The organism is Paraburkholderia sp. BR13439 (assembly GCF_040948805.1).
Classification (GTDB): domain Bacteria; phylum Pseudomonadota; class Gammaproteobacteria; order Burkholderiales; family Burkholderiaceae; genus Paraburkholderia; species Paraburkholderia youngii.
The window spans coordinates 62,438-88,499 of record NZ_JBFPKN010000020.1; the positions used below are offsets into that span (position 1 = coordinate 62,438).

Sequence of the window (26,062 nt, forward strand, 5' to 3'; positions counted from 1 at the left end):
ACTCCAGCATGGCACGGCTTGCACGTCTTTATGTCCCCGACCAGCCGCAGCACGTCATCCTCCGCGGGCTCGATCAGCAGCCCGCCTTCGTCGACGACCAGGACTACGAGCTTTTCATCGACTGTCTGAAGGCGGCTTCCCGGGACCATCACCTTTCCATCCACGCTTATGCCTTGATGCCGGGCGCCGTGCAACTGCTCGTCACGCCCACCGAGGAGTCGAGTCTGCCCAAGGCGATGCAGGCTGTCGGGCGGCGCTACGTCGCGCACTTCAACCGGCGCTATGCCCGTCGCGGCACCTTGTGGGAGGGCCGTTACCGCGCCACGGTGATCGAAGGCGAGCGCTACTTCCTGCTGGCGAGCAGGGTGGTCGAGATGTGTCCGGTGCGCTTGCAGCTGGTCAACGCGGCGGAGGATTATCGTTGGTCGAGCTATCGGCATCACATCGGCCTTACCCTCGACAGCCTGATCACGGATCACCCTCTCTACTGGTCTCTCGGCAATACGCCGTTCGAGCGACAGCGTGCTTATCGCGAACTGTGCGAGCAGCCGCTCGACGAGCGCGAAGCGAGTCAGCTCCAGCAAGCCACGTTGAAGGGTTGGGTACTCGGCAGCGACACTTACCGCGAATGGGCGGCGCGCGCCGCGAACCGACGTGTGTCCCCGCTACCGCGTGGCCGGCCACGCAAGGTGCGCGAGACGCCGCATACGCAGTGACGCGGCGACACCCGCTACCCAGCACCGCCGATAGAGCGGCTTTAAATTCGAATAAAGCGTTTGGCATCAAAGGACTGCGTGAAGACGGCATTTCGTATGCCGTTTTCTTTTGCGCGGAATTGATGTGGAACCAATAAAAAATAGCCGCAACGCACCAATTTGATAATCGGGGACTGATTACTATGTTTTATTTGCTATTTCCTTGATTCGTCGCGTATATTCCGATTTCCGACGCTTTTCGTCCCGCGCAGTCTGGCTGCGAGAAGAGCGCCGTCGTGGTTGCGAAGCGCACTGCGGCAAAAAAACAATGGTTTAACGGCCTGTCCGGCCTCCTCACAGACGGTGTCCCCATGAACGACCACCAGCAACCGATTCACCCGGTTCCCGCCGCCCAAGGTCTGTACGACCCGCAAAACGAGCACGACGCTTGCGGCGTCGGCTTCGTCGCCCATATCAAGGGCCACAAGAGTCACGAAATCATCCAGCAGGGCTTGAAGATTCTCGAGAACCTCGACCACCGGGGCGCCGTCGGCGCCGATCCGCTGATGGGCGACGGCGCGGGCATCCTGATCCAGATTCCGGACGGCTTCTATCGCGAAGAGATGGCCCGCCAGGGCGTGACGCTGCCGCCGGCTGGCGAATACGGCGTCGGCATGATCTTCCTGCCGAAGGAGCATGCGTCGCGCATCGCCTGCGAGCAGGAGCTCGAGCGCACGGTGAAGGCCGAAGGTCAGGTCGTGCTCGGCTGGCGCGACGTGCCGGTCGACCACGCGATGCCGATCTCGCCGACCGTGAAGGCGAGCGAGCCGCTGATCCGCCAGATCTTCATCGGTCGCGGCAAGGACATCATGGTGACCGACGCGCTCGAGCGGAAGCTGTACATCATCCGCAAGACCGCGAGCCACCGCATCCAGGCGCTGAAGCTCAAGCACGGCAAGGAATACTTCGTGCCTTCGTGCTCGGCGCGCACCGTCGTCTACAAGGGTCTGCTGCTCGCGGGTCAGGTCGGCGTCTACTACCGCGACCTGCAGGACGAGCGTGTCGTGTCGGCGCTCGCCCTTGTGCACCAGCGCTTCTCGACCAACACGTTCCCGGCGTGGGAACTGGCACACCCGTACCGCATGATCGCTCACAACGGCGAAATCAACACGGTGAAGGGCAACGTCAACTGGCTGAACGCGCGCACCGGCGCGATCGCCTCGCACGTGCTCGGCGACGATCTGCCGAAGCTCTGGCCGCTGATCTATCCGGGCCAATCGGACACCGCATCGTTCGACAACTGTCTCGAACTGCTGGTGATGGCCGGCTATCCGCTCGTCCACGCGATGATGATGATGATCCCGGAAGCCTGGGAACAGCACACGCTGATGGACGAAAACCGCAAGGCGTTCTACGAATACCACGCCGCGATGATGGAGCCGTGGGACGGCCCCGCCGCGATCGCGTTCACCGACGGCCGCCAGATCGGCGCGACGCTCGACCGTAACGGTCTGCGTCCGGCGCGCTACATCGTCACCGACGACGACCTCGTCATCATGGCGTCGGAAGCCGGCACGCTGCCTATTCCCGAATCGAAGATCGTCAAGAAGTGGCGTCTGCAGCCGGGCAAGATGTTCCTGATCGACATGGAGCACGGCCGCATCATCGACGACAAGGAACTGAAGGACAACCTCGCCAACGCCAAGCCGTACAAGAGCTGGATCGACGCTGTGCGCATCAAGCTCGACGAGATCGAGGCGAAGGCCGAAGACGTCGTGACGGAGCGCCGCGAAGCTGCTGCGCTGCTGGATCGCCAGCAGGCGTTCGGCTATACGCAGGAAGACCTGAAGTTCCTGATGGCGCCGATGGCGCAAGCGGGTGAGGAAGCCGTCGGTTCGATGGGCAACGACTCGCCGCTGGCGGTCATGTCCAACAAGAACAAGACGCTCTACCACTACTTCAAGCAGCTATTCGCGCAGGTCACGAACCCGCCGATCGACCCGATCCGTGAAAACATGGTGATGTCGCTCGTGTCGTTCATCGGCCCGAAGCCGAACCTGCTCGACACGAACAACATCAACCCGCCGATGCGTCTCGAAGTGTCGCAGCCGGTGCTCGACTTCAAGGACATCGCGAAGATCCGCGCGATCGATCAGTACACCGGCGGCAAGTTCAGCTCCTACGAACTGAACATCTGCTATCCGGTCGCCTGGGGCAAGGAAGGCATCGAAGCGCGTCTCGCGTCGCTGTGCGCGGAAGCGGTCGATGCGGTCAAGTCCGGCTACAACATGCTGATCGTGTCGGACCGCAAGACCGACCGCGACAACGTCGCGATTCCGGCGCTGCTCGCCACCGCCGCGATCCACACGCACCTCGTGCAGCAAGGTCTGCGCACGAGCACGGGTCTCGTCGTCGAAACCGGTTCGGCGCGTGAAACGCACCACTTCGCGCTGCTCGCGGGCTATGGCGCGGAAGCCGTGCACCCGTACCTCGCGATGGAAACGCTGAGCCAGCTCGCGGCCGGCCTGAAGGGCGACCTGTCGGCGGAGAAGGCGGTTTACAACTTCACGAAGGCGGTCGGCAAGGGCCTGCAGAAGGTCATGTCGAAGATGGGCATTTCGACCTATATGTCGTACACCGGCGCGCAGATTTTCGAAGCGGTCGGACTTGCGTCGGATCTGGTGGCGAAGTACTTCCACGGCACCTCGTCGAAGGTCGGCGGCATTGGTCTGTTCGACGTCGCGGAAGAAGCGATCCGTCTGCATCGCGAAGCCTTCGGCGACAACCCGGTTCTCGCGAACATGCTCGACGCGGGCGGCGAGTACGCATACCGCGTGCGCGGCGAGGAACACATGTGGACGCCGGATGCGATCGCCAAGCTGCAGCACTCGGCGCGCAGCAACTCGTACCAGACGTACAAGGAATACGCGCATCTGATCAACGATCAGACCAAGCGTCACATGACCTTCCGCGGCCTGTTCGAGTTCAAGTTCGATCCGACCAAGGCGATCCCCCTCGACGAAGTCGAACCGGCGAAGGAAATCGTCAAGCGTTTCGCGACCGGCGCAATGTCGATGGGCTCGATCAGCACCGAAGCGCACGCTACGCTCGCCGTCGCGATGAACCGCATCGGCGGCAAGTCGAACACTGGTGAAGGCGGTGAAGACGCGAACCGTTATCGCAACGAACTGCGCGGCATTCCGATCAAGAACGGCGACACGATGAAGTCCGTGATCGGCGACGAAGTGATCGTCGACATTCCGTTGAAGGAAGGCGATTCGCTGCGCTCGCGCATCAAGCAGGTCGCCTCGGGCCGCTTTGGCGTGACGGCGGAGTACCTCGCGTCGGCCGATCAGATCCAGATCAAGATGGCGCAGGGTGCGAAGCCGGGCGAAGGCGGTCAGCTGCCGGGCCACAAGGTGTCGGACTACATCGGCAAGCTGCGTTACTCGGTGCCGGGCGTCGGCCTCATTTCGCCGCCGCCGCACCACGACATCTACTCGATCGAAGACCTCGCACAGCTGATTCACGATCTGAAGAACGTCAACGCGTCGTCGAGCATCTCGGTGAAGCTCGTGTCGGAGTCGGGCGTCGGTACGGTTGCAGCAGGTGTCGCGAAGGCGAAGGCCGATCACGTCGTGATCGCCGGTCATGACGGTGGCACGGGTGCGTCGCCGCTGTCGTCGATCAAGCATGCGGGCACGCCGTGGGAACTGGGTCTCGCCGAAACGCAGCAGACGCTGGTGCTGAACCGTCTGCGCGGCCGTATCCGCGTGCAGGCCGACGGTCAGATGAAGACTGGCCGCGACGTCGTGATCGGCGCGCTGCTCGGCGCGGACGAATTCGGCTTCGCGACGGCGCCGCTCGTCGTCGAAGGCTGCATCATGATGCGCAAGTGCCATCTGAACACGTGCCCGGTCGGCGTCGCGACGCAAGATCCGGTACTGCGTGCGAAGTTCCAGGGCCAGCCGGAACACGTCGTGAACTTCTTCTTCTTCGTAGCGGAAGAAGCGCGCGAAATCATGGCGCAACTCGGTATCCGCAAGTTCGACGACCTGATCGGCCGCGCGGAACTGCTCGACACGAAGAAGGGCATCGAGCACTGGAAGGCGAAGGGCCTCGACTTCTCGCGCGTGTTCTATCAGCCGCAAGTGCCGGCCGAAGTCGCGCGCAAGCACGTCGACGTGCAGGATCACGGCCTCGACCGCGCACTCGACCACACGCTGATCGAGAAGGCGAAGGCCGCGATCGAGAAGGGCGAGCACGTGTCGTTCATCCAGCCGGTGCGCAACGTGAACCGCACGGTCGGCGCGATGCTGTCGGGCACGATCGCGAAGAAGTATGGCCACGAAGGTCTCGCGGACGACGCGATCCACATCCAGCTGAAAGGCACCGCGGGCCAGAGCTTCGGCGCGTTCCTCGCAAAGGGCATCACGCTGGATCTGGTCGGCGACGGCAACGACTACGTGGGTAAGGGCCTGTCGGGCGGCCGCATCATCATCCGTCCGACCAACGATTTCCGCGGCAAGTCGGAAGAGAACATCATCTGCGGTAACACGGTGATGTACGGCGCGATCGAAGGTGAAGCCTTCTTCCGCGGCGTCGCGGGCGAGCGTTTCTGCGTGCGTAATTCGGGCGCGACGGCGGTCGTCGAAGGCACGGGCGATCACGGCTGCGAATACATGACGGGCGGCACGGTGGTCGTGCTCGGCGAGACGGGCCGTAACTTCGCGGCCGGCATGTCGGGCGGTATCGCCTACGTGTTCGATCCGGATGGTACGTTCGCGGGCAAGTGCAACAAGTCGATGGTGTCGCTCGACCCGGTGCTGCAACAGGCCGAACAGGAGCGCACGGTCGACAAGGGCGTGTGGCATCGCGACACAACCGACGAAGCGCTGCTCAAGGGCCTTATCGAGCGTCACTTCCAGTTCACGGGCTCCCCGCGCGCGAAGGCGTTGCTCGAAAACTGGGACGCGGCACGCCGTCAGTTCGTGAAGGTATTCCCGACCGAATACAAGCGTGCGCTCGGCGAACTCGCCGCGAAGAAGGCGAACAGCGAAGTGCTCGCCGCCTGAGCTGCCGTCACGGAAGTCACATTCAGACGTACCCGCCGCGTTCCGATCGATCGACGCGCGGCGGGTCCAGATTACCCCTAGATACAGATAGAGAAGAGAACCACATGGGCAAGGCAACCGGTTTTCTCGAGTTCGAACGTCGCCACGAGACGTACGAGGCTCCGCTCACGCGTGTGAAGCACTACAAGGAATTCGTCGCGGCACTGACCAACGACGAAGCGAAGATTCAAGGCGCGCGTTGCATGGACTGCGGCATTCCGTTCTGCAACAACGGCTGCCCGGTCAACAACATCATCCCGGACTTCAACGACCTGGTGTTCCGTCAGGACTGGAAGAACGCGATCGAAGTGCTGCATTCGACCAACAACTTCCCCGAGTTCACGGGCCGCATCTGCCCGGCGCCGTGCGAAGCGGCGTGCACGCTCGGCATCAACGACGACCCGGTCGGCATCAAGTCGATCGAGCACGCGATCATCGACAAGGCCTGGGCCGAAGGCTGGGTCGCGCCGCAAACGCCGAAGCACAAGACCGGCAAGAAGGTCGCCGTGGTCGGCTCGGGCCCCGCGGGTCTCGCGGCCGCGCAGCAGCTCGCGCGCGCCGGTCATGACGTGACCGTGTTCGAGAAGAACGACAGGATCGGCGGCCTGCTGCGCTATGGCATCCCCGACTTCAAGCTGGAGAAGTGGCAGATCGACCGCCGCATGCGCCAGATGGAAGCCGAAGGCGTGACATTCCGCACCAACGTGTTCATCGGCAAACCGGACTCGTTGCCGGCGCACATCGGCAACACCGCGAAGGAAACCATCACGCCGGCCGAGCTGAATGAGCAGTTCGACGCGGTCGTGATCGCCGGTGGTTCGGAAACGCCGCGCGATCTGCCGGTGCCGGGCCGCGAGCTCGAAGGCGTGTACTACGCGATGGAATTCCTGCCGCAGCAGAACAAGGTCAACGCCGGTGACAAGGTGCCGAACCAGCTGATCGCGAAGGGCAAGCACGTCGTCGTGATCGGCGGTGGCGATACCGGTTCGGACTGCGTGGGTACGTCGAACCGTCATGGCGCGAAGAGCGTCACGCAGTTCGAACTCCTGCCGCAGCCGCCGGAAGAAGAGAACAAGCCGCTCGTGTGGCCGTACTGGCCGATCAAGCTGCGCACGTCGTCGTCGCACGAGGAAGGCTGCGAGCGCGATTGGGCGGTTGCGACCAAGCGCCTCGAAGGTAAGAACGGCAAGGTCGAGAAGCTGATCGCCGCGCGCGTCGAATGGAAGGACGGCAAGATGGTCGAAGTGCCGAACTCCGAATTCGAAATGAAGGCCGACCTCGTGCTGCTCGCGATGGGCTTTACGCAGCCGGTCTCGCCGGTGCTCGAAGCATTCGGCGTCGACAAGGATGCGCGCGGCAATGTGCGCGCCACGACCGAGGGCGACAAGGCGTACTACACGTCGGTGAACAAGGTGTTCACGGCGGGCGACATGCGTCGCGGCCAGTCGCTCGTGGTATGGGCGATCCGCGAAGGCCGTCAGTGCGCACGTTCGGTCGATGCGTTCCTGATGGGGCATACGGAACTGCCGCGTTAAGCGCCTTCAGCCGGCGTGCGTGCCTGGAGTTCCAGGCCACCGCGCGTGCCGGCCACGAATTGCAGGAAGACGTGGAGACGACAAGGTGCCCCAAGAAGGGCACCTGTAGCGGTAAAGCGATGCAGTAAGAAAGAAACCGGGCTCGCCTGAAAGGGGGAGCCCGGTTTTCTTTTGCCTCGTCGCGGTGCGTTATGTCCGCCTCATTTGCGACAGCGCGCGAGCGTCACGCAGCATTTATTGGCGCGCACCCGGCCCTCTTTTTTTCTTACAAACCACTACGATGTAACGCAAAACTTATTGGTCAACGTTAAACTGCGTCTGCAGCCCGGCTGCCCACTCGATCCTCCTATAACCCATCGCCTCCGATGCCCGTCACCGCGAAAAACCGTTCGCCTTTCCGCGCCCTTACGAGCACGACCGTGCCCGTGGAGCGCGGCATGCTGGGCGAAACGTCGGCGGCGCGGCGACGCTTTCTGAGGGGCTCGGCCGGTGCGATGCTGGCCGCGGGTTTCGGCAGCACGCTGCTATCCGCGTGCGGCGGCAGTCTCGAAGCCGAGCAGCCGGCTACGCCGCGACTCGTGTCGGTCAGCAATTTCCGCGATGTCGGCGGCGCGGGTGCCGGCTATCTGACCGTCGACGGCAAGCAGATGCGGCGCGGCGTGTTCTTTCGCGCGAATGCGCTGACGCTGAGCGGCACGGACACGGTGACGCTCGACAAGCTCGGCATCGTGTCGGTCTACGACCTGCGCACGCCCGCCGAAATCGCGCGCACCGCCGATGTGCTGCCGGGCGGCGCGACATCCTCCGCGCTGAATGTGCTCGGCACGAACGACTTCGTTACGCCCCCGGTCGATTCGCCCGTCGACGCCGTCGCGTTCATGCAGGCTCAGGCGCGCGCGTATGTGACGGGCGGCCCGCAGCGAGCCGCCTATGGCGCGTTGCTCGGCGCGCTCGCCAACGGCACGGGCGCGCAGCTATTCCATTCGAACGCGGGCAAGGATCGCGCGGGCTGGGTCGCGGCGCTGCTGCTCAGCATCGCCAACGTTCCGCTCGACGTGATCATGCAGGACTACCTGCTCAGCAACGTCTATCTCGCGCCATCGATCGCTGCCCAAACCACCGCGCTGCGCGCGCAGGAAGGCGCGGCCATCGCCGCGGCGAGAGCGCCGTTGTTCGACGTCGACGAGAATTATCTGCAGGCGGGCTTCGACCAGGTCCAGGCGAGCTACGGCACGATGGCGAGCTATTTAACGCAAGGCCTCGGTCTTTCCACCGCGACGGTCGACGCGCTGCGCAATCGGCTCGTGCATTGACGCGCTTCGGCCGTCCGATAGCGAAAAAAAGTCCGCCCCAGAGGAGCGGGCGGACGGAGAAGGGCGGCATCGAGGTTGCCGGGGGCGACTATAAGGCCGCGACCCGCGCGACAGTCGATGCGGTAAGGGCAGGTAAGTGCCCCGGTCCGCGTCCCCTTACCTGCGAGCATCCTCACGTCAGCGCCGGGTCCACCGGCAGTTCGATCCGAACGTCGAGCCCGCCCTGCGCATGATTGCGCACGAGGCAGCGTCCGCAGCGATGGTGCGCGAGCCGCGCGACGATCGCGAGACCGAGCCCGCAATGGCCTTCGCCGCCGCGCGCGGCGTCGAGCCGCACGAACGGCTTCATCGCCGCGGCGATGCGGTCGTCGGGAATGCCGGGGCCGTGGTCGCGCACGCTGATGATCCAATGACCGTCGTTGCACGTGGTTGAGATTTCCACCGGCGGCATGCCGTGTTCGAGCGCGTTGTCGACGAGGTTCGTCACGAGCCGGTCGAGCAGCGTGCGCGGCAGCGTGAACGAGGGGCCAGCGCGCAAGTCGAGTGCGAAAAGCTGGGTTTCGGCGGGGTCCGCCGCTTCGGCGGGTTCAGCGGCCTCCGCGTAATCGCCCGAGGAAAACTGCTCGCGCAAGAACTCGTCGACTTCGACCGGCGGTCCGGCGTCCGCCGATTGGCCCGCGAATTCGAGGAACTGCTGGACGATGTTGGTCAGCGAATCGACGTCGCGGATCAGGCCGGCACGCTCGTTTTCGTCGACCAGCACGCTCGCGCGCAGCTTCAGGCGCGTGAGCGGCGCCTTCAGATCATGCGCGACGCCGGCGAGCATCACCGCCTGGTCGTCGCCGGCTTCGTTCAGGCGCCGCATCATGTCGTTGAACGAGCCGATCAGATCGCGCAGTTCGCGCGGGCCCTGCACCGGCACGGGTTCAGGCCGGCCGCCCGAGCCGAATGCGCGCGACGCATCGGCGACGCGCAGCAACGGCCGTTGCATCTGCCAAACCGCGAACAACGACAGGATCAACCCGGCGGCCAGCATCGAGACCGATTCGATCAGAAAGCGCGGCGGCGGCGGGACATCGACCGGCACGACGACCCAGTTCGACTTGCCCGGAAACAGCACCCACAGTTGCGGCGGACGCAGATCGTCGACGGCGATCTGCGTGCCGGCCGGCAGGTTCTCGCGCAGATGCCGGCTCAACTCGACCAGCATATGCTCGTGCGGCTCGCGCAGATGCACGCTGGTCGGCATGTTCCAGGTGGGTACCAGATGCACGCGCATCGCCGGCGCGAGCGCGGTGCCCTTGATCGGCTCGCCGTTGATCGCCTGCAGCACCAGCAGAATGCCGCGCGCGAAGCCGTCGATCTCATGGCGCGGCGGCTGCATCGTCACCAGCACGAACCAGCTCGCCTGAATCGCGAACAGCACCGCCGCCGACAGCAACGCCATTCTGCCGAACAGCGTGTTCAGCGGATTTCTCATGCGCTCGGGGCGGCCCCGTCCTCGAAGGGGGTGCCATTGGCGTCGGGCACGAACACATAGCCCTTGCCGCGCACCGTTTGCACATAGCACGGGTTCGACGGGTCGTCCTCGATCACGCGGCGCAGGCGCCAGATCGGTACGTCGAGGCTGCGGTCGCGGAACGCGAGGTTGTCGCGATGCACGAGATCGTGAATCAGCACGCGCGACAGCACCTTGTACGGATTGTTGACGAAGATCTTCAGCAGCGCGAATTCGCTGTCGCGCAGCGGCAGCTTGGCGTCGTCGCGGGTCAGCGAGCGCGTCGCGAAGTCCAGTTCGAACGGACCGAAGCGATAGCGCTTGCGTGCTTCCGGCGCGCTCGTGGTGGATGGCCCGCGCCGGCGCAGCACGGTCTGGATGCGCACCAGCAGTTCGCGCGGATCGAATGGCTTGGTCAGATAGTCGTCCGCGCCGAGCGACAGACCGACGATGCGATCGGCCACCGTGCCGCGCGCGGTCACGAAGATCACGGGGATGTCGTCGCCGGCGGCGCGCAACGCGGTGAGCGCGCGCAGGCCGTCGGTGTTCGGCATCATGATGTCGAGTACTACGACTGACGGCCGCTCGCGCTCGAGACGACGCTGCAAATGAGTGCCGTCATGCAGCACGGACGCATCGAAGCCGTTCGACTGCAGAAACTTGCAAAGTAGATCGCGTACGACCGGATCGTCGTCGACGATAAGGACCTGTGGATTCATGGCGAAATTCTAGACTGGCGCGCCCGACGCGCGACCGCGCATTTCCTTACCAACGCTTACTGTGCGCCACGTGGCGCGGGCGGGCTTGCGCCGGGGCGGATCAGAAGGTTCCGCGCCTACTTTAGCACTGCCTGATCCTGCTCTCCGCAACGACCGCCACGCGATGACAACGCCTGGCAAGCACTCGAAAGCCCTCGCAAGCCCACGGAACGGGTCGTAACAACTGCGCGAAAGCATGCTTTGCTTCGCCCATCGTCGGCGCCTGCGCGGCGCGATGATTCGTTCCGCAGCAAGTCGCGCCGCACGCCGAACGAGGCCAGCTGCCTCGGATGACGGCTCGCGGCGCTCAACCGATACCCGCGCGCAATGCGCGCCCTCGCGAGGTCCATCATGACGATCCACAACACCCTCAGCTCCATGCCGTTCTCCACGCTGGCGAAGACACCAGCCACGGAGAAGTCCACCAGTTCCAGCCCCACTGGTGCAGCGGCGAAATCGCAGCAAAGCAGCGCGCTCGCGCAGCCTGCACTGCCTGCGCCGGGGACGGGGCTCATCGGCCATCTGGTCAACACGACCGCGTGAACCGGCGAGGTCCGCGTGCCGTTATCCAGAATTACTGAGCATCGGCGTCGCGTCGTGGCGTGGCTCGTTGCCGGCGCGTTGCTGTTGCCGCTCGGCGGCTGCGGCGCCGCGGCGCTGCCATGCCGGGTCACGGCGGCGACCCTGAAAGTGCTGCCGGTCGTCGGCCATGCGGCGGCGACGCCTTTCGACATGTGCGCTTCCGCGATCGATTGAATCATGATGCTCACCAGGATGGTTGGTGCATTGATGCTGCTCGGCGGTGTGCTGTCGTGCGCCGCGCATGCGCAGCCTGTCGCGCGCAGTCCGAAGGCGGCCAGCGCGGCATCGAATAGCGTCGTCACCGACACGCGGCGGCGCTCGCCGGACGCGCCGTTTTCGTTTCGCGGCGTCGCGCTCGGCATCACGATCGACGAATTCCGCGCGGGCTCGGCCGTGCGCGCGACGCCGGTCGGCAGCGTGCCGATCTGCGAGACCGACGTGCAGGCAGGTGCGCTCGGCATGCGGCTGAAATCGCACGATAGCCTGAGCGTCGCGTGCCGCTGGGCGCATCGCGATGATCAGCGCTGGGCGGTCTCGCAGGCGGTGGTCGATGGCGCGCCGGCGCTCGAACACGTGATGCGCTTCACGCGCATCGACGGGCAAGGCGCATTGCGTCTCTACGAGATGTCGTTCGTGATCGACGAGCTGACCGCGGAGGATCTGCGCGACGCGCTCGAGGATCGTTATGGGCCGCCGCGTCTCGCGACGCGCAACGCGGCGGCGCCGGGCGCGATGCCGATGTACGTATGGGAGAACGCGGTCAGTTCGATCACGCTGTGCTTTCTGCCGGGCAGCCGCAACGGTACGCTCACGTATCTGCTGAAGGGCTCGGATACGTGGATGAAAGCGGTCGTGCGGCAGTGGCAGGCGAGCGGCGCCGACGCGGGCTGATGATTGCCTGGCAAGCCTGATTATCGGTGCGAACCCAACGCCGAAAGCGGATGGCGTCTGGCTAGCGCCGCCACGCTTTAACTCCTTTTCATCTTTCTCGCCACGGAGTCAGCATGACCGCACTACGACTCATCCTGGTGCTCGGCGCCGCGAGCTGTCTCGCGGCCTGTTCGAGCACGCAGACCAGGTCGATCGTCGAAACGCCGATGGCGCCGCCGCTCGCGTCCGCGCCGTTGAACGTCAACACGAAGGCGCGATCTATCAGGCCGGTGCGCCGCTGCTGCTGTATGAGACGCCGCGCGCGCAGCATATCGGCGACGTGCTGACGATCCGGCTGTCCGAATCGTATAGCGGTAACAACAGCGGGAGCGCATCGGCGAACCGCGCGAGCAGCATCACCGCGACCGCCGCGGACCAATCGACGAACGCCGCCGCGCGGCTCGCGAAACTGTTCAACATCGGCTCGGCCAGCACCGACTACAAGGGGCAAGGCAATCTGCGCGACATCAGCGATATGACGGGCACGCTTGCCGTGACCGTGATCGGCACGGTGTCGGGCGGCAATCTCGTCGTGTCGGGCGAGAAGGTGATCGCGATGAGCGGTACCCGCGACCGTCTTCGGTTGTCGGGCATCGTCAATCCCAAGGATATCGAAGCAGGCAATTACGTTGCGTCGAGCAAGGTCGCGAACGCGCGCATCGAACAGGCGGGCCTCGGCATGGTCAACGACGCGACGACGATGGGCTGGCTGCAGCGGATGTTTCTGAGTGTGCTGACGTTTTGACCGTCAGCCGCGTCAGCGCGCTGCGCGTGGTGCGCGACGCGCAGATCGCATCGACTGGCTCCGATCAGATCGACTCGCGCCGCTAGCCGAGCGGCGGAGCGAGCCCGCGTTCGGCGGCGCCGATTTCGCCATCCGGCACGAACACATAGCCGCGTCCCCACACCGTCTGCACGTAGCGCGGTTCCGATGGGTCCACTTCGATCAGCCGACGCAAGCGCCAGATCGATACGTCGAGACTGCGATTGCGATGCGCTTCGCTATTGCCGTGCAGTTTCTCGAGCAGCTGCGCACGTGTGAGCACGGTCATCGCGTGCGTGACGAACACCTTCAGCATCGCGAATTCGCTCGAACGCAGCGTGATGCGTTCGCCGTCGCGGCGCAGTTCGCGCGCGGGGAAGTTCACTTCGAAGCGGCCGAAATGATAGGGCGCGCGTTGCTCCGGCGCGCCCGGCGCGATCGAGCCGCGACGCCGCAGCACCGTGCGAATCCGCGCGACGAGCTCGCTCGGTTCGAACGGCTTGCCGAGATAGTCGTCGGCGCCGAGTTCGAGGCCGATCACGCGATCGATCGGATCGGCGCGCGCGGTCAGCAGAATCACGGGAATGTCGTCGCCGGCGACGCGCAACGCGCGCAGCGCGCTGATGCCATCGAGCTCCGGCATCATGATGTCGAGCACGACGAGCGCGGGACGCTCCTGCTGCAATCTGCGCTGCAACGCCAAGCCATTTTCGAGGGTGGAGACGTTGAAGCCGCGCCCGTGCAGATATTCGCTGACGAGCTCGCGTACGACGGGATCGTCATCGACGATCAGGATGGTCTGGTTCATTCAGGTCATCTTAGTGATGCGCACGGGCCGCGCAAAGCGCATACCGCTTTCCAATCCTTTCCCGTGTAAGGCGCTGCAAGCGAACGCACAGCCGCAGGTCTTCAGCGGGTCGGCGGGAAGGCCTGCGAGGTTTGCAGGGTCTGCTGTTGCTGCTCCTGGCGCGCGAAATCGGTCCGATCGACGACCATCCGCTCGATCAACCCGCCGAGCTTCACCGAGGCAGACGAGAAGCGGTCGGTGTTCAGGCCGCCGGTCTGATAGCGCGCGGTGACGAGAATGCGGCCGCTCTGGATCAGTGTCAGATCGATGATCGACAGGTACTGGATGGATTCGTCGCTGAACGAGCGGCGCCCATAGTCGATCGCGGCGTTGTAGACGAGCCGCGCTTCGCAGCCGGCCGGCGAGGTCCCCGGATTGTAGACGTCCGAACGAATGCCGCGCCGCTCGAGCGCGAGCTGCAGCGCCGGCACGAAATCGCCGACTGACACCGTCGGATTCACTTCGATGCACACGTGCTGCACATCGGCGGGCCGGCCGTTGACGAAGGTCGGCGACGAGTAGTTCGACGCGATCGCGTAGCCGGCCTGGATCACGGAGCCGGTGGCGTCGGCGGCCTGGATCAGCGTCCATGCGCAGCCGTCGAGCGTGAGCGTCAGCGTCGCGGCGAAGGCGGCGAGGGCGCAGCGACGCCGCGCTATCAGCGAGGCAACCCGACCCGGACGCGAAGGCTTGGTTCTGGCTGGCGCGCGCACGGTCGGCGGCGAGGTCATGAGGCAGCGCCCGATCCCGGTCACAAGATTCGCTGGATCATCGAAAGCAGCGACGGCCGCGCGCTCAGCGCGTCACGCGCAGTCGCAGTTCGTTCTGGCCTTGCACGCTCGCGGTGACGTTCACGCGGCGCGCGTCGGTGGTCACGACGAAATGCTGGCGCACCGGTGTGTTGACGTCGTGCACGACGCGCGGAAAGCAGGCGGCGATGTCGGCGCCGAGTTCCTCGAGCGGATCGTTGATGACGCCGTCGGCTTGCCAGTGCGCGCGCCAGTGGCAGTCGTACGCGTGCGCGGTAGCGCGGCAATCGTCGGAATGGGAGACGCCCGGCAGTTGCGCGGCGGTCTCGTTCGGCAGTCGCCGGAAATCGCTCGCATCGACGATGTGCGTGAGCGCCGCGCAGATATCCGCGGGCTGGTTCGGCTCGGCCGTTTGCGCGGCGTCGACGGCGTTGGTGAAGAGCAGCGCCGCGCCGCAGGCTAGAGCGAGGCGCGGGAGCAAAGTCGGGAGCAGAGGTGAAACACGGCGAGCGAATGACATGGGCGAGAAGTCCGGAGAGCGGTTGCGATCAAAGACGTGACTAACGTCAACGAAGGCCGACGAATGGCGCGGCCCGTACGACTATCGTCGCTGCTCGCGGGCATTTTCAAAGCGCGGAACAGCTTGCGCGCTTCGCAAATGCTTCCGAACTCTTCTCGTGTCTTTCCGGATGTTGCGCACGACGCGCGAGGGCGGCGTCGTGCGCTTGATTGAAGTGAGCGCTGTGCGCGTCGCTCACGCCGCTATCGCTTCGGCCGAACGCTCGACGTCGAGCGTTTCGTCATGGAACGCAGCAAGCGATTCGCGATGCGCGACGCTGACGATCGCCGCCTTCGGCAGCCGCTCGGTGAACAGTCGATAGAGCCGCGCCTCGTTTTCCGCGTCGAGCGCGCTGGTCGCTTCGTCGAGGAACAGGTAGTCGGGCTTGTGCAGCAGCACGCGCGCGGCGGCGAAGCGCTGCTGCTCACCCGGCGACAGCACGCGGGTCCAATGCCCCGTTTCCTGCAGACGGTCTGCGTATTCCGACAGATGGCAGGTGATGAGCGCGTCGCGGCATTCGTCGTCGCCATAGGTGTCCGCCGCCGACGGATACGCGAGCGCCGCCTTCAGCGTGCCGATCGGCATGTAGCTGACCTGTGGGATGAACATCATGCGCGCGTTGACCGGCGCGTCGATCGAACCGTCGCCGAACGGCCACAGACCCGCGAGCGCGCGCATCAGCGTGCTCTTGCCGGCGCCCGACGGACCGCGCACGAGCCAGCGCGAGCCCGGCCGGATCGCGATATCGCGGATGCGCGACAGCGGGTTGCCATTGGGCAGCGCGAGCGTGAGGCTGTCGGTGGTAAGCGAGTTGCTGTCGACGAAATGCAGATTGATGCCGCCGTGTTCCGTGGCCGGCGACACCGATTCCTTCAGACGCGGCGAATGCACGACACGCTTGAATTCGCGCAACCGGTTCACGGTCGCGCGCCATTCGACGAGGCTCGTATAACTGTTGATGAACCACGAGAACGAATCGCTGACGGTGCCGAACGCGCTCGAAATCTGCATCAGCACGCCGAACGTGAACGCGCCCGCGAAGTAGCGCGGCGCGGCGACGACGATCGGGAAAATGATCGCGATCTGGCCGTAGAAGCTCAGCACGAAGGTCAGGCGCTTCGTGTACTTCATCACCTGCCACCAGTTGTCGCGGATGCGGCCGAACAACGTGCGGGCGTTCGTCTTCTCGGTTTCCATGCCGTTGTAGAACGCGATCTGCTCGGCGTTCTCACGCAGCCGGATCAGACCGAAACGGAAATCCGCCTCGACTTTCTGCGCCTGATAGTTGATCGACACGAGCGGATGGCCGACCTTCTGCATAACCAGCGAACCGACCACCGCATACAGCGCGGCGGCCCAAACCATATAGCCGGGGATATGCAGCGGCATGCCGCCGAGCGAAATACTCAGCGCGCCCGCGAGCGTCCAAAGGATCGTGATGAACGATACCAGCGTGACGACGGTCGACAGCAGATCGAGCGTCAGCGACAGCGTGGTGGTCGCGAACGACTGCAGGTCGTCGCTGATCCGCTGGTCGGGGTTGTCGGCGAGGCGGTCGCGCTCGATGCGGTAGAACGCGCTGTCGTTGAGCCACTCGTTCAGGTAGCGGGTGGTCAGCCACTGGCGCCAGCGGAAGCCGAGCATCTGACGCAGATAGCGTCCATACACGGCGAGGATGATGAAACCGAACGCGAGTCCGGTAAAAATCATCAGCAGATGCGGGAAGTCGTGGACGTTCTTCTGCTGCAGCGCATTGTAGAAGTCTGCGCTCCAGCGGTTCAGGCGCACGTTGATCCAGACGACGATCAGGTTCATCACGATGATCGCGACGAGCAGCGCCCATGCGATGCCTCGTTCCTCGGAAACCCAGTAAGGCTTGATCAGGCTCCAGGCGGAGACCTTTTCGTCGGACGGCAGCGCGGGGCTGGCGGAAGTATGTGGTGTCATGAGCGTCCTGATGAAGTGCTGACCCGAAGTGCATTCCGACGGCGTACGGGTCCGATCTGGTTGACCCATGTCGGGCGATCCCGCTGACAGCCGGCCCTTTGCGAGGTCGTGGCTGAGGCGGGTCTGCGATACCTGGCCGGGCATCGCGCGCTCGCGCTCGATGAACGCGAGTCCGGACGGGCGCCCGATTCTGGCGTGACGCCCTTAAGCGAAAATTAATTTTTCGGGGCCGGCGTCCGCCGGGATGCCGCCGCCACGCATGCGGCCACGAGTGCCGCGCGCGCCGCGTTTTTTCGGCACCGGTCACGGCATTGTGCCAGAGGGCCGGGCCGCTTCGCATCGGCATCTCGCTAGACGGTGCCGGATCAAAATTGCGGCAGAGACGGCGGACCGCTGGTTTGCGGGCGCCGCGCCTTTTATGGTCTAATGACCTGCGACGAAACAGGGGTGCTTCGCCCACAGGCGGCATGATTTTCATGCCGGGGCGGCGAGGCTGAGAGAGACCCTTTGCACCCGATCCGGGTAATACCGGCGCGGGAAGTTTCCGGAAGCAACCGTCTTCCATTCCCCGCCGGGCGGCGAGCGCAGCTCACATGCACACGCCGTGACCGGCCGGCTTCACCCGCCGGTTTCGTCCTGGGTACGTGCGTTTTTGGCCGTACGGAAAGGACTCGATGACCGCCTATTCTTCAGACATGCATCTTTCTGATCGTCACGCTACCTCCGGCGTGCCGTGCCGCTTTGGTTTTTCCCGCCGCAGTCAAACGGAGCGCGCGCGATGAACCGTTCCGCTCGACCTGATTTCGCCGTGCTCGGCGGCGGTTTGTGCGGCCGGCTGGTCGCGTGGCGCCTCGCGGGCGACGGACATCGCGTGGCGCTCTATGAGCGCGGCGATGCCGCCGGCTCGCAGGCTGCCGCATGGGTCGCCGCGGCGATGCTCGCGCCGCTGGCAGAAGCCGCCAGCGCCGAGCTGCTGATCACGCGGCTTGGCGCGAGTTCGCTCGAAAGCTGGCCGCGCGTGCTCGCCGAACTGCCGGAGCCGGTGTTTTTCCAGCGCAACGGCACGCTCGTCGTCTGGCATCACGCGGATCGCACGGAGGCGCCGCTGTTCGAGCGCCGCGTGCGCGCGAACGCGCCGGCAGAGTTGCTCGACGGCGGCTTCGTCGCGCTTTCGGGCGCGCAGCTCGGCGCCGCCGAACCCGCGTTGGCCGGCCGCTTCAATCAGGGCTGGCTACTGCCGCGCGAGGGCCAGCTCGACAACCGCCAGGTGCTGTCCGCGCTCGCCGCGGGGCTTGCCGAGCGCGGCGTCGACACGCACTGGAACACGCCGATCGACGACGCGTCGCTGCCTGACGCCGGTATCACGGTCGATTGCCGCGGGCTCGGCGCAAAGCCTGCGCTGCCGACGCTGCGCGGCATCCGCGGTGAAGTTGCGCGCGTGCATGCACCTCACCTGCAGCTGACTCGCCCGGTGCGGCTGCTGCATCCGCGCTACCCGCTGTATATCGCGCCGAAGCAGAACGGCCTCTACGTGATCGGCGCGACCGAGGTCGAGGGCGAGGACATGTCGCCCGTCAGCGTGCGTTCGGCGCTCGAGTTGCTGAGCGCGGCGTTCTCGGTGCATCCGGGCTTCGGCGAGGCGCGCATCCTCGAGCTGAATTCGCAGTGCCGGCCGACCTTGCCCGATCACCGTCCCGCGCTGCTGTGGGACGGCGCGCGCACGTTCCGCGTGAACGGCCTGTATCGGCACGGCTTTATGATCGCGCCGGAAGTCGCCGACGAAGCCGTACGCTTCGCGAGCGCGCTGCTCGACGGCCGCGTCCGGGACGCCGACGCATTCGCCGGCTGGCGGCGCGACGCACGCTGGAGCGAGCTGTTCCAACAGCATTTCGCGCGCGAGCCGGCCTGAGCGTAGCGGCAAACGTGCCGCACGCGATGCCGCTTGCGCCATCGATTGAACCGTATTCGAACACCATGGACATTCATATCAATCAGAAGCCGTTGTCGCTGCCCGAGGGCGCGACTGTCGCCGATGCGCTTGCCGCCTTTGGCGCGCGTCCGCCGTTCGCGGTCGCGCTCAACGGCGATTTCGTCGCGCGTGCGCAGCATGCGGCGCGCGCGCTGCAAACGGGCGATCGGCTCGACGTCGTGCAGCCGGTCGCGGGCGGCTGAGCGCGCTCGCGCCAGCCTGCTGCATACCGAACGCAACAACCGTCGCCGAAAACCCATTGCCGTCACGCGGTCGGTTCCAGCCGCGACGGCAAACCAGGATGATGCAAATGACTTCTCACGAGAGCGCCGACGCGCTGACCCTATACGGTCAAACTTTCGCAAGCCGCGTGCTGCTCGGCACGTCGCGCTACCCGTCGCTGCAATCGCTGTCCGATTCGATCGACGCCGCGCGCCCCGGCATGGTCACCGTCGCGCTGCGCCGTCAGATGAACGAGGGCAACGCGGAAGCCGGCTTCTTCGATCTGCTCAAGCGCCACGGCGTGCCGCTGCTGCCGAATACGGCGGGCTGCCTGAGCGTCGGTGAAGCGGTGACGACCGCGCATATGGCGCGCGAAATCTTCGAGACCGAGTGGATCAAGCTCGAACTGATCGGCGACGACTACACGCTGCAGCCCGACCCGGTCGGCCTGATCGAAGCCGCCGCGCGGCTCGTCAAGGATGGCTTCAAGGTGCTGCCGTACTGCACCGAAGATCTGGTGATCGGCCGCCGTCTGCTCGACGCCGGCTGCGAGGCGCTGATGCCGTGGGGCGCGCCGATCGGCACCGGCAAGGGCGTGATCAATCCGTACGGGCTGCGCGTATTGCGCGAGCGGCTGCCGGACGTGCCGCTGATCGTCGATGCGGGGCTCGGCGTGCCGTCGCATGCGGCCCAGGTGATGGAGTGGGGCTTCGACGGCGTGCTGCTGAATACGGCGGTGTCGCAGGCGACGCACCCCGACGCGATGGCGCGCGCGTTCGCGCTGGGCGTCGAGGCGGGCCGGCAGGCGTATCTCGCGGGCCCGATGGCCGAGCGCGAGAGTGCGCACGCGAGCACGCCGGTGGTCGGCATGCCGTTCTGGCATCAGGATGGAGGTGCGGCATGACCCAGTCGTTGACGCTGAAGGACCGCGATCTGTTCTGGCCGACGGCCGACGAACTCATCGAAGCCGCCGAGCGCATCCGCGCGCGGCTTGGCGACTGGCCGCCGACCCACGCGCCGTGGCGCATCTGCCTGACCGCGCCGGACGAACCGAACGGTGGCGACCTGATCGTGATCGCCGACGCGCAGCAGCACGGCGAGCAGATCGCGCGCTGGCTGACGCGGGGCGCGGGCGTGATCGTCGCTGCGGAAAACCGCGCGACGCTGCATCTGGGCGGTGAGAAATACGGCCTGGAAGGCCATCTGGCGGAAGACTGGATTCCCGCGCTGGCCGCATTCCTCGACTGCGGTTTCGATCCGCACGACGCGCTGGTGCTCGCGCTCGCGTGGCGCGACGGCGACGAGACCCGCGCCGACGACGCTTTCCCGTCCGACCTCGGCCGCTTTCCGCGCCTTACCGACCTGCCGCCGGCACCCGCCAGGGCGTTCTCGCGCTGCCCGGAAAAGCTCGGCCTGTATCCAGTGCTGCCGACCGCGGACTGGGTCGAGCGGGTGGTCGGGTTCGGCGTGAAGACGGTGCAGTTGCGCCGCAAGTCGGCCGAGCCCGCCGACGAACTGAAGCGCGAGATCGCCCGCTGTGTGGCCGCCGGCCGCGCGCACGGCGCGCAGGTGTTCATCAACGATCACTGGCAGGCGGCGCTCGAGGCGGGCGCGTACGGCGTGCACCTCGGCCAGGAAGACGTTCATACCGCGGATTTGTCCGCGCTGGCCGACGCGGGCATCCGCTTGGGCCTGTCCACGCACGGCTTTTACGAGATGCTGAAGGCGCTGCATTTTCGTCCGAGTTACATTGCATTGGGCGCGGTGTTCCCGACCACGACGAAGGTCATGCCGACCGCGCCGCAGGGCTTGCGGCGCCTCGCACGCTATGTGCGGCTGCTCGACGGTGTGGTGCCGCTCGTCGCGATCGGCGGGATCGATCTGCAGGTGCTGCCGGAGGTGCTCGCGACCGGCGTCGGCTGCGCGGCGGTGGTGCGCGCGGTCACCGAAGCGGCCGACCCGGCCGCTGCGCTTTCTGCGCTGCAACACACGTTTACGCAATAATCGTCAGGCATAGTCAAGGAACGGGGCACCTCAAGGCAGCTTTTGCATGATGGCCCTATAATTCGGCCTTCCGTGTAAAAGGATTGTCAGTTTGGTGCCTTCCTCTCCCGAGACCATACTCGAGCTGCGCGACGTCGACTTCGGCTACGGCGACCGGCTCGTCCTGTCGAATCTGAATCTGCGCTTTCGCCGCGGTCAGGTCGTCGCGGTCATGGGCGGCTCGGGTTGCGGCAAGACCACGGTGCTGCGGTTGATCGGCGGCCTCGTGCGCGCGCAACGCGGCCAGGTGCTGTTCCATGGCCAGGACATCGGCGGGCAGACGCGCGAAGGCCTTTACGCGCTGCGCCGCAAGATGGGCATGCTGTTCCAGTTCGGCGCGCTGTTCACCGACATGTCGGTGTTCGAGAACGTCGCCTTTTCGCTACGCGAGCACACCGATCTCCCTGAAGAACTGCTGCGCGACCTCGTGCTGATGAAGCTCAACGCGGTCGGCCTGCGCGGCGCTCGCGATTTGCTGCCGTCGGAGATTTCGGGCGGCATGGCGCGGCGCGTGGCGCTCGCGCGCGCGATCGCACTCGATCCCGAACTGATGATGTACGACGAACCGTTCGCCGGCCTCGACCCGATCTCGCTCGGCATCACCGCAAATCTGATCCGCACGCTGAACCAGGCGCTCGGCGCGACGTCGATTCTCGTCACGCACGATGTGCCGGAATCGTTCGCGATCGCCGATTACGTGTACTTCCTGTCCAGCGGCGGGGTGCTCGCCGAAGGCACGCCGGACGAGCTGCGCGCGTCGACCGACCCGACGGTGCGGCAGTTCATCGACGGCGCGCCGGACGGCCCGTTCAGATTTCACTATCCCGCGCAGACGCCGCTCGCGGCGGACTTCGGCATCGGCGGAGGCCACTCATGATCGGTACGATCGGTCGCTCGGTCATCACCGGGCTCGGCACCGCCGGCTACGCGACGCGCTTCTTCCTGCGGCTCGTGCTCGAAATTTTCCCGCTGCTGCGCCGTCCGCGTCTTGTCACGAAGCAGATCCACTTCGTCGGTAATTATTCGCTCGTGATCATCGCGGTGTCGGGGCTGTTCGTCGGCTTCGTGCTCGGGCTGCAGGGCTATTACACGCTGAACCGTTATGGCTCCGAGCAGGCGCTCGGGTTACTGGTCGCGCTGTCGCTGGTGCGCGAGCTCGGGCCGGTCGTGACCGCGCTGCTGTTCGCCGGGCGCGCGGGCACGTCGCTGACCGCCGAAATTGGCCTGATGAAGGCCGGCGAGCAGCTCACCGCGATGGAAATGATGGCCGTCGATCCGGTCAAAGTCGTGATCGCGCCGCGCCTGTGGGCCGGCATTATCTCGATGCCAATCCTCGCGGCGATCTTCAGCGCGGTCGGTGTGCTGGGCGGTTACGTGGTGGGCGTGCTGCTGATCGGCGTCGATGCCGGCGCGTTCTGGTCGCAGATGCAAAGTGGCGTCGACGTGTGGCGCGATGTCGGCGCCGGGGTCGTCAAGAGCGTGGTGTTCGGTCTCGCGGTGACCTTCGTCGCGCTGTTTCAGGGTTACGAGGCAAAGCCGACGCCGGAAGGCGTGTCGCGCGCGACGACCCGCACGGTCGTGTACGCGTCGCTCGCGGTGCTCGGGCTCGACTTCCTGTTGACCGCACTGATGTTCAGCTAAAGCCGCGCAGCGTGCCGGCTGCCGGCGGCGTACGATGCGCCGCGCACGGCGGGAAGCGGCGGCGGCGCGGCGGATTCACTTTGGGATGACGATGAAAAAAAATGTTCTCGACTTCTGGGTCGGCCTGTTCGTGGTGCTGGGTTTCGTGGCGTTGCTGTTTCTTGCGCTGAAGGCCGGCAATATGAGCTCGCTGTCGTTCCAGGCAACCTACCCGGTCAAGCTCAAGTTCGACAACATCGGCGGGCTGAAGCCGCGGGCGCCTGTAAAGAGCGCCGGCGTGACGGTCGGCCGGGTCGCATCGATCGGCTTCGATAGCAACACCTACCAGGCGCTCGTCACGATCGATATCGACAAGCAATTCGAGTTTCCGAGAGACACTTCGGCGAAGATCCTGACCTCGGGTCTGCTCGGTGAACAATACATCGGGCTCGAGCCGGGCGGCGACTCGGAAATGCTGAAGGCGGGCGATACCATCGCGATGACGCAATCGGCGATCGTGCTGGAAAACCTGATCGGCCAGTTCCTGTATAGCAAGGCCGCGGATTCTGGCGCGGCGAAGCCCGCTGCATCCGCCCCTGCACCGGCGCCGGCAGCGCCGGCCTCCGGCGCTGCCGGCCAGTCAGGCCAATAAGGAGAACAACGATGCAGACGAAACTGCAGACCCCGCGCAGCGGCGCGCGCGTCCTACAGTTCGGCAAGGTCGCCGTGGCGGCTGCGCTGCTCGCCGGTTGCACGACCGTGCAGACGCCGACCAAGGGCGACCCGTTCGAAGGGCTGAACCGCACGATCTTCACGATCAACGACAAGGTCGACCAGTACGCGATCAAGCCGGTCGCGCAGGGATACGTGTTTGTCACGCCGCAGCCGGTGCGCGACAGCGTGACGAACTTCTTCTCGAACATCGGCGACATCTATATCGCGGCGAACAATCTGCTGCAGTTGCGTATCGCGGACGGCGTGTCGGACATCATGCGGATCGTGATCAACACGTTGTTCGGCGTCGGCGGCCTGTTCGACGTCGCGACGCTCGCGAAGCTGCCCAAGCACGACAACGACCTCGGTCTGACGCTCGGCCACTACGGCGTGCCGGCGGGCCCTTACCTCGTGCTGCCGCTGTTCGGGCCGAGCACGGTGCGCGACGCGTTCGGCTCGCTCGGCAACTACTACGTGAACCCGATCAGCTACATCGATCCGCCGGGCCTGAGCTGGGCCCTGTGGGGCCTGAACATCGTCAATACGCGCGCGAACCTGCTCGGCGCGAGCAACCTGCTGGAAGGCGCGGCGCTCGACAAATACTCGTTCGTGCGCAATGCGTATCTGCAGCGCCGCCAGTATCTGCTGTCGGATAACCGCCGGCGTCCGCAGGACCTGCCGAGCTATGAAGAGGAAGCGCCGCTGCCGAAGTACGACGAAGGCGAGTCGGGCGCGGCCGCGGGGGCGGCAGGTGCGCCGGCCGGCGCTGCAACCGGCGCGGCGGGCGCCGCCGCGGGCACGCAGGGTGCTGCGGCAAAGGCGGCTCCCGCATCCGGCGCGGCCGTGGCAACACCGCAAGGCGCGTCGGCACCGCAGGGCGCGTCGGCACCGCAGGGCGCGTCGGCACCGCAAGGCGCGTCGGCGCCGGAGGCCGCGTCAGGCACCGAAACCCCGCCGCTCGACCTGAAAGGCGGCCCTGAAACGCAGATTCCGGCCGGTCAGCTGGTGCCGCCCACGCGCTTCAACTTCCCGTCGTTCAGATTGCATTGAACGTGCAGCCGTAACAGATCGATACGACTCTCGCAGTTTGCGCATGGATTGCCGTCAAACTCGCGTGATAAGGTCGCTCACACCGTTGCACTATTTTTGAGGCAAAGCTCGATATGAAAAAATTCTTCCTGATTCCGTTGTTTGCCGTGTTGTTTTCGTTCATCAGCGCGGGCGCATCGGCGCAAACCGTCGACACCAACTCCCCCGAGGCGCTGATCAAAACCGTCACCCAGCAGGTGATGGACGCAATTCGCGGCGACAAGTCGATCCAGCAGGGCGACATCACCCACATCACGGCGCTCGTCAACGAAAAGATCCTGCCGTACACGGACTTCCGCCGCACCACCCAGCTCGCGATGGGCCGCAACTGGCGCACCGCGACGCCCGAGCAGCAGAACCAGGTGGTCGAGCAGTTCAAGATGCTGCTGATCCGCACGTACTCGGGCGCGCTCGCGCAGGTGCGCGACCAGCAGATCCAGTTCAAGCCGTTCCGCATGAACCCGGACGACACCGACACGGTGGTGCGCTCGGTCGTGATGAACAATGGCCAGCCGATCGAACTCGACTATCGCCTGTACAAGACGGCGCAAGGCTGGCGCGTGTATGACCTCAACGTGCTCGGCGCGTGGCTGATCCAGGCGTATCAGCAGCAGTTCAACGAGCAGATCCAGCAGAAGGGCGTGGACGGACTGATCCAGTTCCTCACGCAGCGCAATCAGCAACTCGCCGCGGGCAAGCAGTCGTGAGCGACGTGCTGAACCAGGTCGCGAACCGCTTCGACAGCGGCGCGACGCTGACCCACGAGAGCGCGAAGGCCGCGCTCGCGGCGGGTCTGCAACGTATTGCGGCGGGCGCGCGCGGTGTCGATTGCGCGCCGCTCACGCAATTCGATTCGTCGGCGCTCGCCGTCCTGCTCGCGTGGGTGCGGGCCGCGGCGGCGCGCGGCGGCAAGTTCGAAATCGTCAATCTGCCGGCTGGTCTCGCCAGTCTCGCGCAGGCCTACGGCGTCGATACGCTTCTCTCTCCTGTCGCCTCCAGCATGGTTGCGTCAGCGCGACATTGACGCTCCTCTAGCGCCGTCTCCCTCCTTCCGGCCAGGCCGGGGGTATCAGTTTTTGCCCTATAATCAAACGTTTTTTTGGGGCGTTGAACTG

General features: G+C 65.4%; 23 protein-coding genes, 1 pseudogene and 1 riboswitch. Of the genes and pseudogenes, 18 read left to right on the plus strand and 6 right to left on the minus strand.

What is annotated here, in order from left to right:
- Positions 1-8 precede the first annotated feature (8 nt).
- The 4 genes from AB3X96_RS31490 to AB3X96_RS31505 all read left to right on the plus strand — a co-directional run bounded on the left by AB3X96_RS31490 (position 9) and on the right by AB3X96_RS31505 (position 8,657).
- Complete coding sequence (locus AB3X96_RS31490) at positions 9-716, plus strand: transposase (RefSeq protein WP_013090727.1); 708 nt, start codon at positions 9-11, stop codon at positions 714-716.
- Positions 717-1,066: 350 nt separating this feature from the next.
- Entirely contained in the window at positions 1,067-5,770 is a 4,704-nt protein-coding gene (locus AB3X96_RS31495) for a glutamate synthase-related protein (protein ID WP_368592735.1), read from the plus strand.
- 104 nt (positions 5,771-5,874) lie between these two features.
- Positions 5,875-7,344, plus strand: coding sequence for a glutamate synthase subunit beta (locus tag AB3X96_RS31500; protein WP_368592736.1), 1,470 nt, complete (start codon positions 5,875-5,877; stop codon positions 7,342-7,344).
- Between the two features lie 437 nt (positions 7,345-7,781).
- The gene (locus AB3X96_RS31505) at positions 7,782-8,657 is read left to right on the plus strand and encodes a tyrosine-protein phosphatase (protein ID WP_368592737.1); all 876 of its coding nucleotides are present in this window, start codon (positions 7,782-7,784) and stop codon (positions 8,655-8,657) included.
- 172 nt (positions 8,658-8,829) lie between these two features.
- On the opposite strand, the gene AB3X96_RS31510 is transcribed toward AB3X96_RS31505, so the two are convergent.
- Together AB3X96_RS31510 and AB3X96_RS31515 are read right to left on the minus strand one after the other, a co-directional pair.
- The gene (locus tag AB3X96_RS31510) at positions 8,830-10,137 is read right to left on the minus strand and encodes an ATP-binding protein (protein WP_368592738.1); all 1,308 of its coding nucleotides are present in this window, start codon (positions 10,135-10,137) and stop codon (positions 8,830-8,832) included.
- On the minus strand, positions 10,134-10,874 hold the full coding sequence (locus AB3X96_RS31515; RefSeq protein WP_176110122.1) for a response regulator: 741 nt from the start codon (positions 10,872-10,874) through the stop codon (positions 10,134-10,136). The genes AB3X96_RS31510 and AB3X96_RS31515 overlap by 4 nt, the downstream gene beginning before the upstream one ends.
- Before the next feature lie 390 nt (positions 10,875-11,264).
- Between AB3X96_RS31515 and AB3X96_RS31520 the strand changes: the two genes are divergently transcribed.
- From AB3X96_RS31520 to AB3X96_RS31535, 4 genes and pseudogenes are all read left to right on the plus strand, one after another.
- A complete protein-coding gene (locus AB3X96_RS31520) occupies positions 11,265-11,456 on the plus strand; it encodes a hypothetical protein (RefSeq protein ID WP_368592739.1) in 192 nt (63 codons plus the stop codon).
- Positions 11,457-11,471: 15 nt separating this feature from the next.
- The gene (locus AB3X96_RS31525; RefSeq protein ID WP_368592740.1) at positions 11,472-11,669 is read left to right on the plus strand and encodes a DUF6726 family protein; all 198 of its coding nucleotides are present in this window, start codon (positions 11,472-11,474) and stop codon (positions 11,667-11,669) included.
- Between the two features lie 3 nt (positions 11,670-11,672).
- Positions 11,673-12,386: a hypothetical protein gene (locus AB3X96_RS31530; RefSeq protein WP_176110124.1), complete on the plus strand. Its 714-nt coding sequence runs from the start codon at positions 11,673-11,675 to the stop codon at positions 12,384-12,386.
- Between the two features lie 113 nt (positions 12,387-12,499).
- Positions 12,500-13,170 (plus strand): annotated as a pseudogene (locus AB3X96_RS31535) (flagellar basal body L-ring protein FlgH).
- A gap of 82 nt (positions 13,171-13,252) precedes the next feature.
- Here the strand turns inward: AB3X96_RS31535 and AB3X96_RS31540 are convergent.
- The 4 genes from AB3X96_RS31540 to AB3X96_RS31555 all read right to left on the minus strand — a co-directional run bounded on the left by AB3X96_RS31540 (position 13,253) and on the right by AB3X96_RS31555 (position 17,290).
- Positions 13,253-13,996 (minus strand): response regulator, encoded by a 744-nt coding sequence (locus AB3X96_RS31540; RefSeq protein ID WP_184251738.1) that lies wholly within the window; start codon positions 13,994-13,996, stop codon positions 13,253-13,255.
- Positions 13,997-14,097: 101 nt separating this feature from the next.
- A complete protein-coding gene (locus tag AB3X96_RS31545) occupies positions 14,098-14,766 on the minus strand; it encodes a hypothetical protein (protein WP_368592741.1) in 669 nt (222 codons plus the stop codon).
- Positions 14,767-14,830: 64 nt separating this feature from the next.
- Positions 14,831-15,304, minus strand: coding sequence for a hypothetical protein (locus AB3X96_RS31550; protein WP_368592742.1), 474 nt, complete (start codon positions 15,302-15,304; stop codon positions 14,831-14,833).
- Positions 15,305-15,538: 234 nt separating this feature from the next.
- Positions 15,539-17,290 carry an ABC transporter ATP-binding protein/permease gene (locus tag AB3X96_RS31555; RefSeq protein WP_368592743.1) on the minus strand — a complete coding sequence of 584 codons (1,752 nt, stop codon included), beginning with the start codon at positions 17,288-17,290 and terminating at the stop codon, positions 15,539-15,541.
- A gap of 433 nt (positions 17,291-17,723) precedes the next feature.
- A riboswitch (TPP riboswitch) is annotated at positions 17,724-17,847 on the plus strand.
- Between the two features lie 221 nt (positions 17,848-18,068).
- On the opposite strand from AB3X96_RS31555, the gene AB3X96_RS31560 reads away from it, so the two are divergent.
- From AB3X96_RS31560 to AB3X96_RS31605, 10 genes are all read left to right on the plus strand, one after another.
- Complete coding sequence (locus AB3X96_RS31560; RefSeq protein ID WP_368592744.1) at positions 18,069-19,199, plus strand: FAD-dependent oxidoreductase; 1,131 nt, start codon at positions 18,069-18,071, stop codon at positions 19,197-19,199.
- A 65-nt stretch (positions 19,200-19,264) separates the two neighbouring features.
- A complete protein-coding gene (gene thiS, locus AB3X96_RS31565) occupies positions 19,265-19,462 on the plus strand; it encodes a sulfur carrier protein ThiS (RefSeq protein ID WP_026225709.1) in 198 nt (65 codons plus the stop codon).
- Between the two features lie 107 nt (positions 19,463-19,569).
- On the plus strand, positions 19,570-20,385 hold the full coding sequence (locus AB3X96_RS31570; RefSeq protein WP_176110131.1) for a thiazole synthase: 816 nt from the start codon (positions 19,570-19,572) through the stop codon (positions 20,383-20,385).
- Positions 20,382-21,485 carry a thiamine phosphate synthase gene (thiE, locus tag AB3X96_RS31575; protein ID WP_368592745.1) on the plus strand — a complete coding sequence of 368 codons (1,104 nt, stop codon included), beginning with the start codon at positions 20,382-20,384 and terminating at the stop codon, positions 21,483-21,485. The genes AB3X96_RS31570 and thiE overlap by 4 nt, the downstream gene beginning before the upstream one ends.
- A 94-nt stretch (positions 21,486-21,579) precedes the next feature.
- Complete coding sequence (locus tag AB3X96_RS31580; protein WP_368592746.1) at positions 21,580-22,401, plus strand: ABC transporter ATP-binding protein; 822 nt, start codon at positions 21,580-21,582, stop codon at positions 22,399-22,401.
- Positions 22,398-23,165 carry a lipid asymmetry maintenance ABC transporter permease subunit MlaE gene (gene mlaE / locus AB3X96_RS31585; protein WP_368592747.1) on the plus strand — a complete coding sequence of 256 codons (768 nt, stop codon included), beginning with the start codon at positions 22,398-22,400 and terminating at the stop codon, positions 23,163-23,165. The genes AB3X96_RS31580 and mlaE overlap by 4 nt, the downstream gene beginning before the upstream one ends.
- A gap of 91 nt (positions 23,166-23,256) precedes the next feature.
- Positions 23,257-23,796, plus strand: a complete 540-nt coding sequence (gene mlaD, locus AB3X96_RS31590; protein WP_176381124.1) for an outer membrane lipid asymmetry maintenance protein MlaD — start codon at positions 23,257-23,259, stop codon at positions 23,794-23,796.
- An 11-nt stretch (positions 23,797-23,807) separates the two neighbouring features.
- Entirely contained in the window at positions 23,808-24,908 is a 1,101-nt protein-coding gene (locus AB3X96_RS31595) for a VacJ family lipoprotein (RefSeq protein WP_368592748.1), read from the plus strand.
- A 113-nt stretch (positions 24,909-25,021) separates the two neighbouring features.
- Complete coding sequence (locus tag AB3X96_RS31600) at positions 25,022-25,654, plus strand: phospholipid-binding protein MlaC (protein ID WP_176110136.1); 633 nt, start codon at positions 25,022-25,024, stop codon at positions 25,652-25,654.
- Positions 25,651-25,971 (plus strand): lipid asymmetry maintenance protein MlaB, encoded by a 321-nt coding sequence (locus AB3X96_RS31605; protein WP_368592749.1) that lies wholly within the window; start codon positions 25,651-25,653, stop codon positions 25,969-25,971. The genes AB3X96_RS31600 and AB3X96_RS31605 overlap by 4 nt, the downstream gene beginning before the upstream one ends.
- The last annotated feature ends 91 nt before the right edge of the window (positions 25,972-26,062 follow it).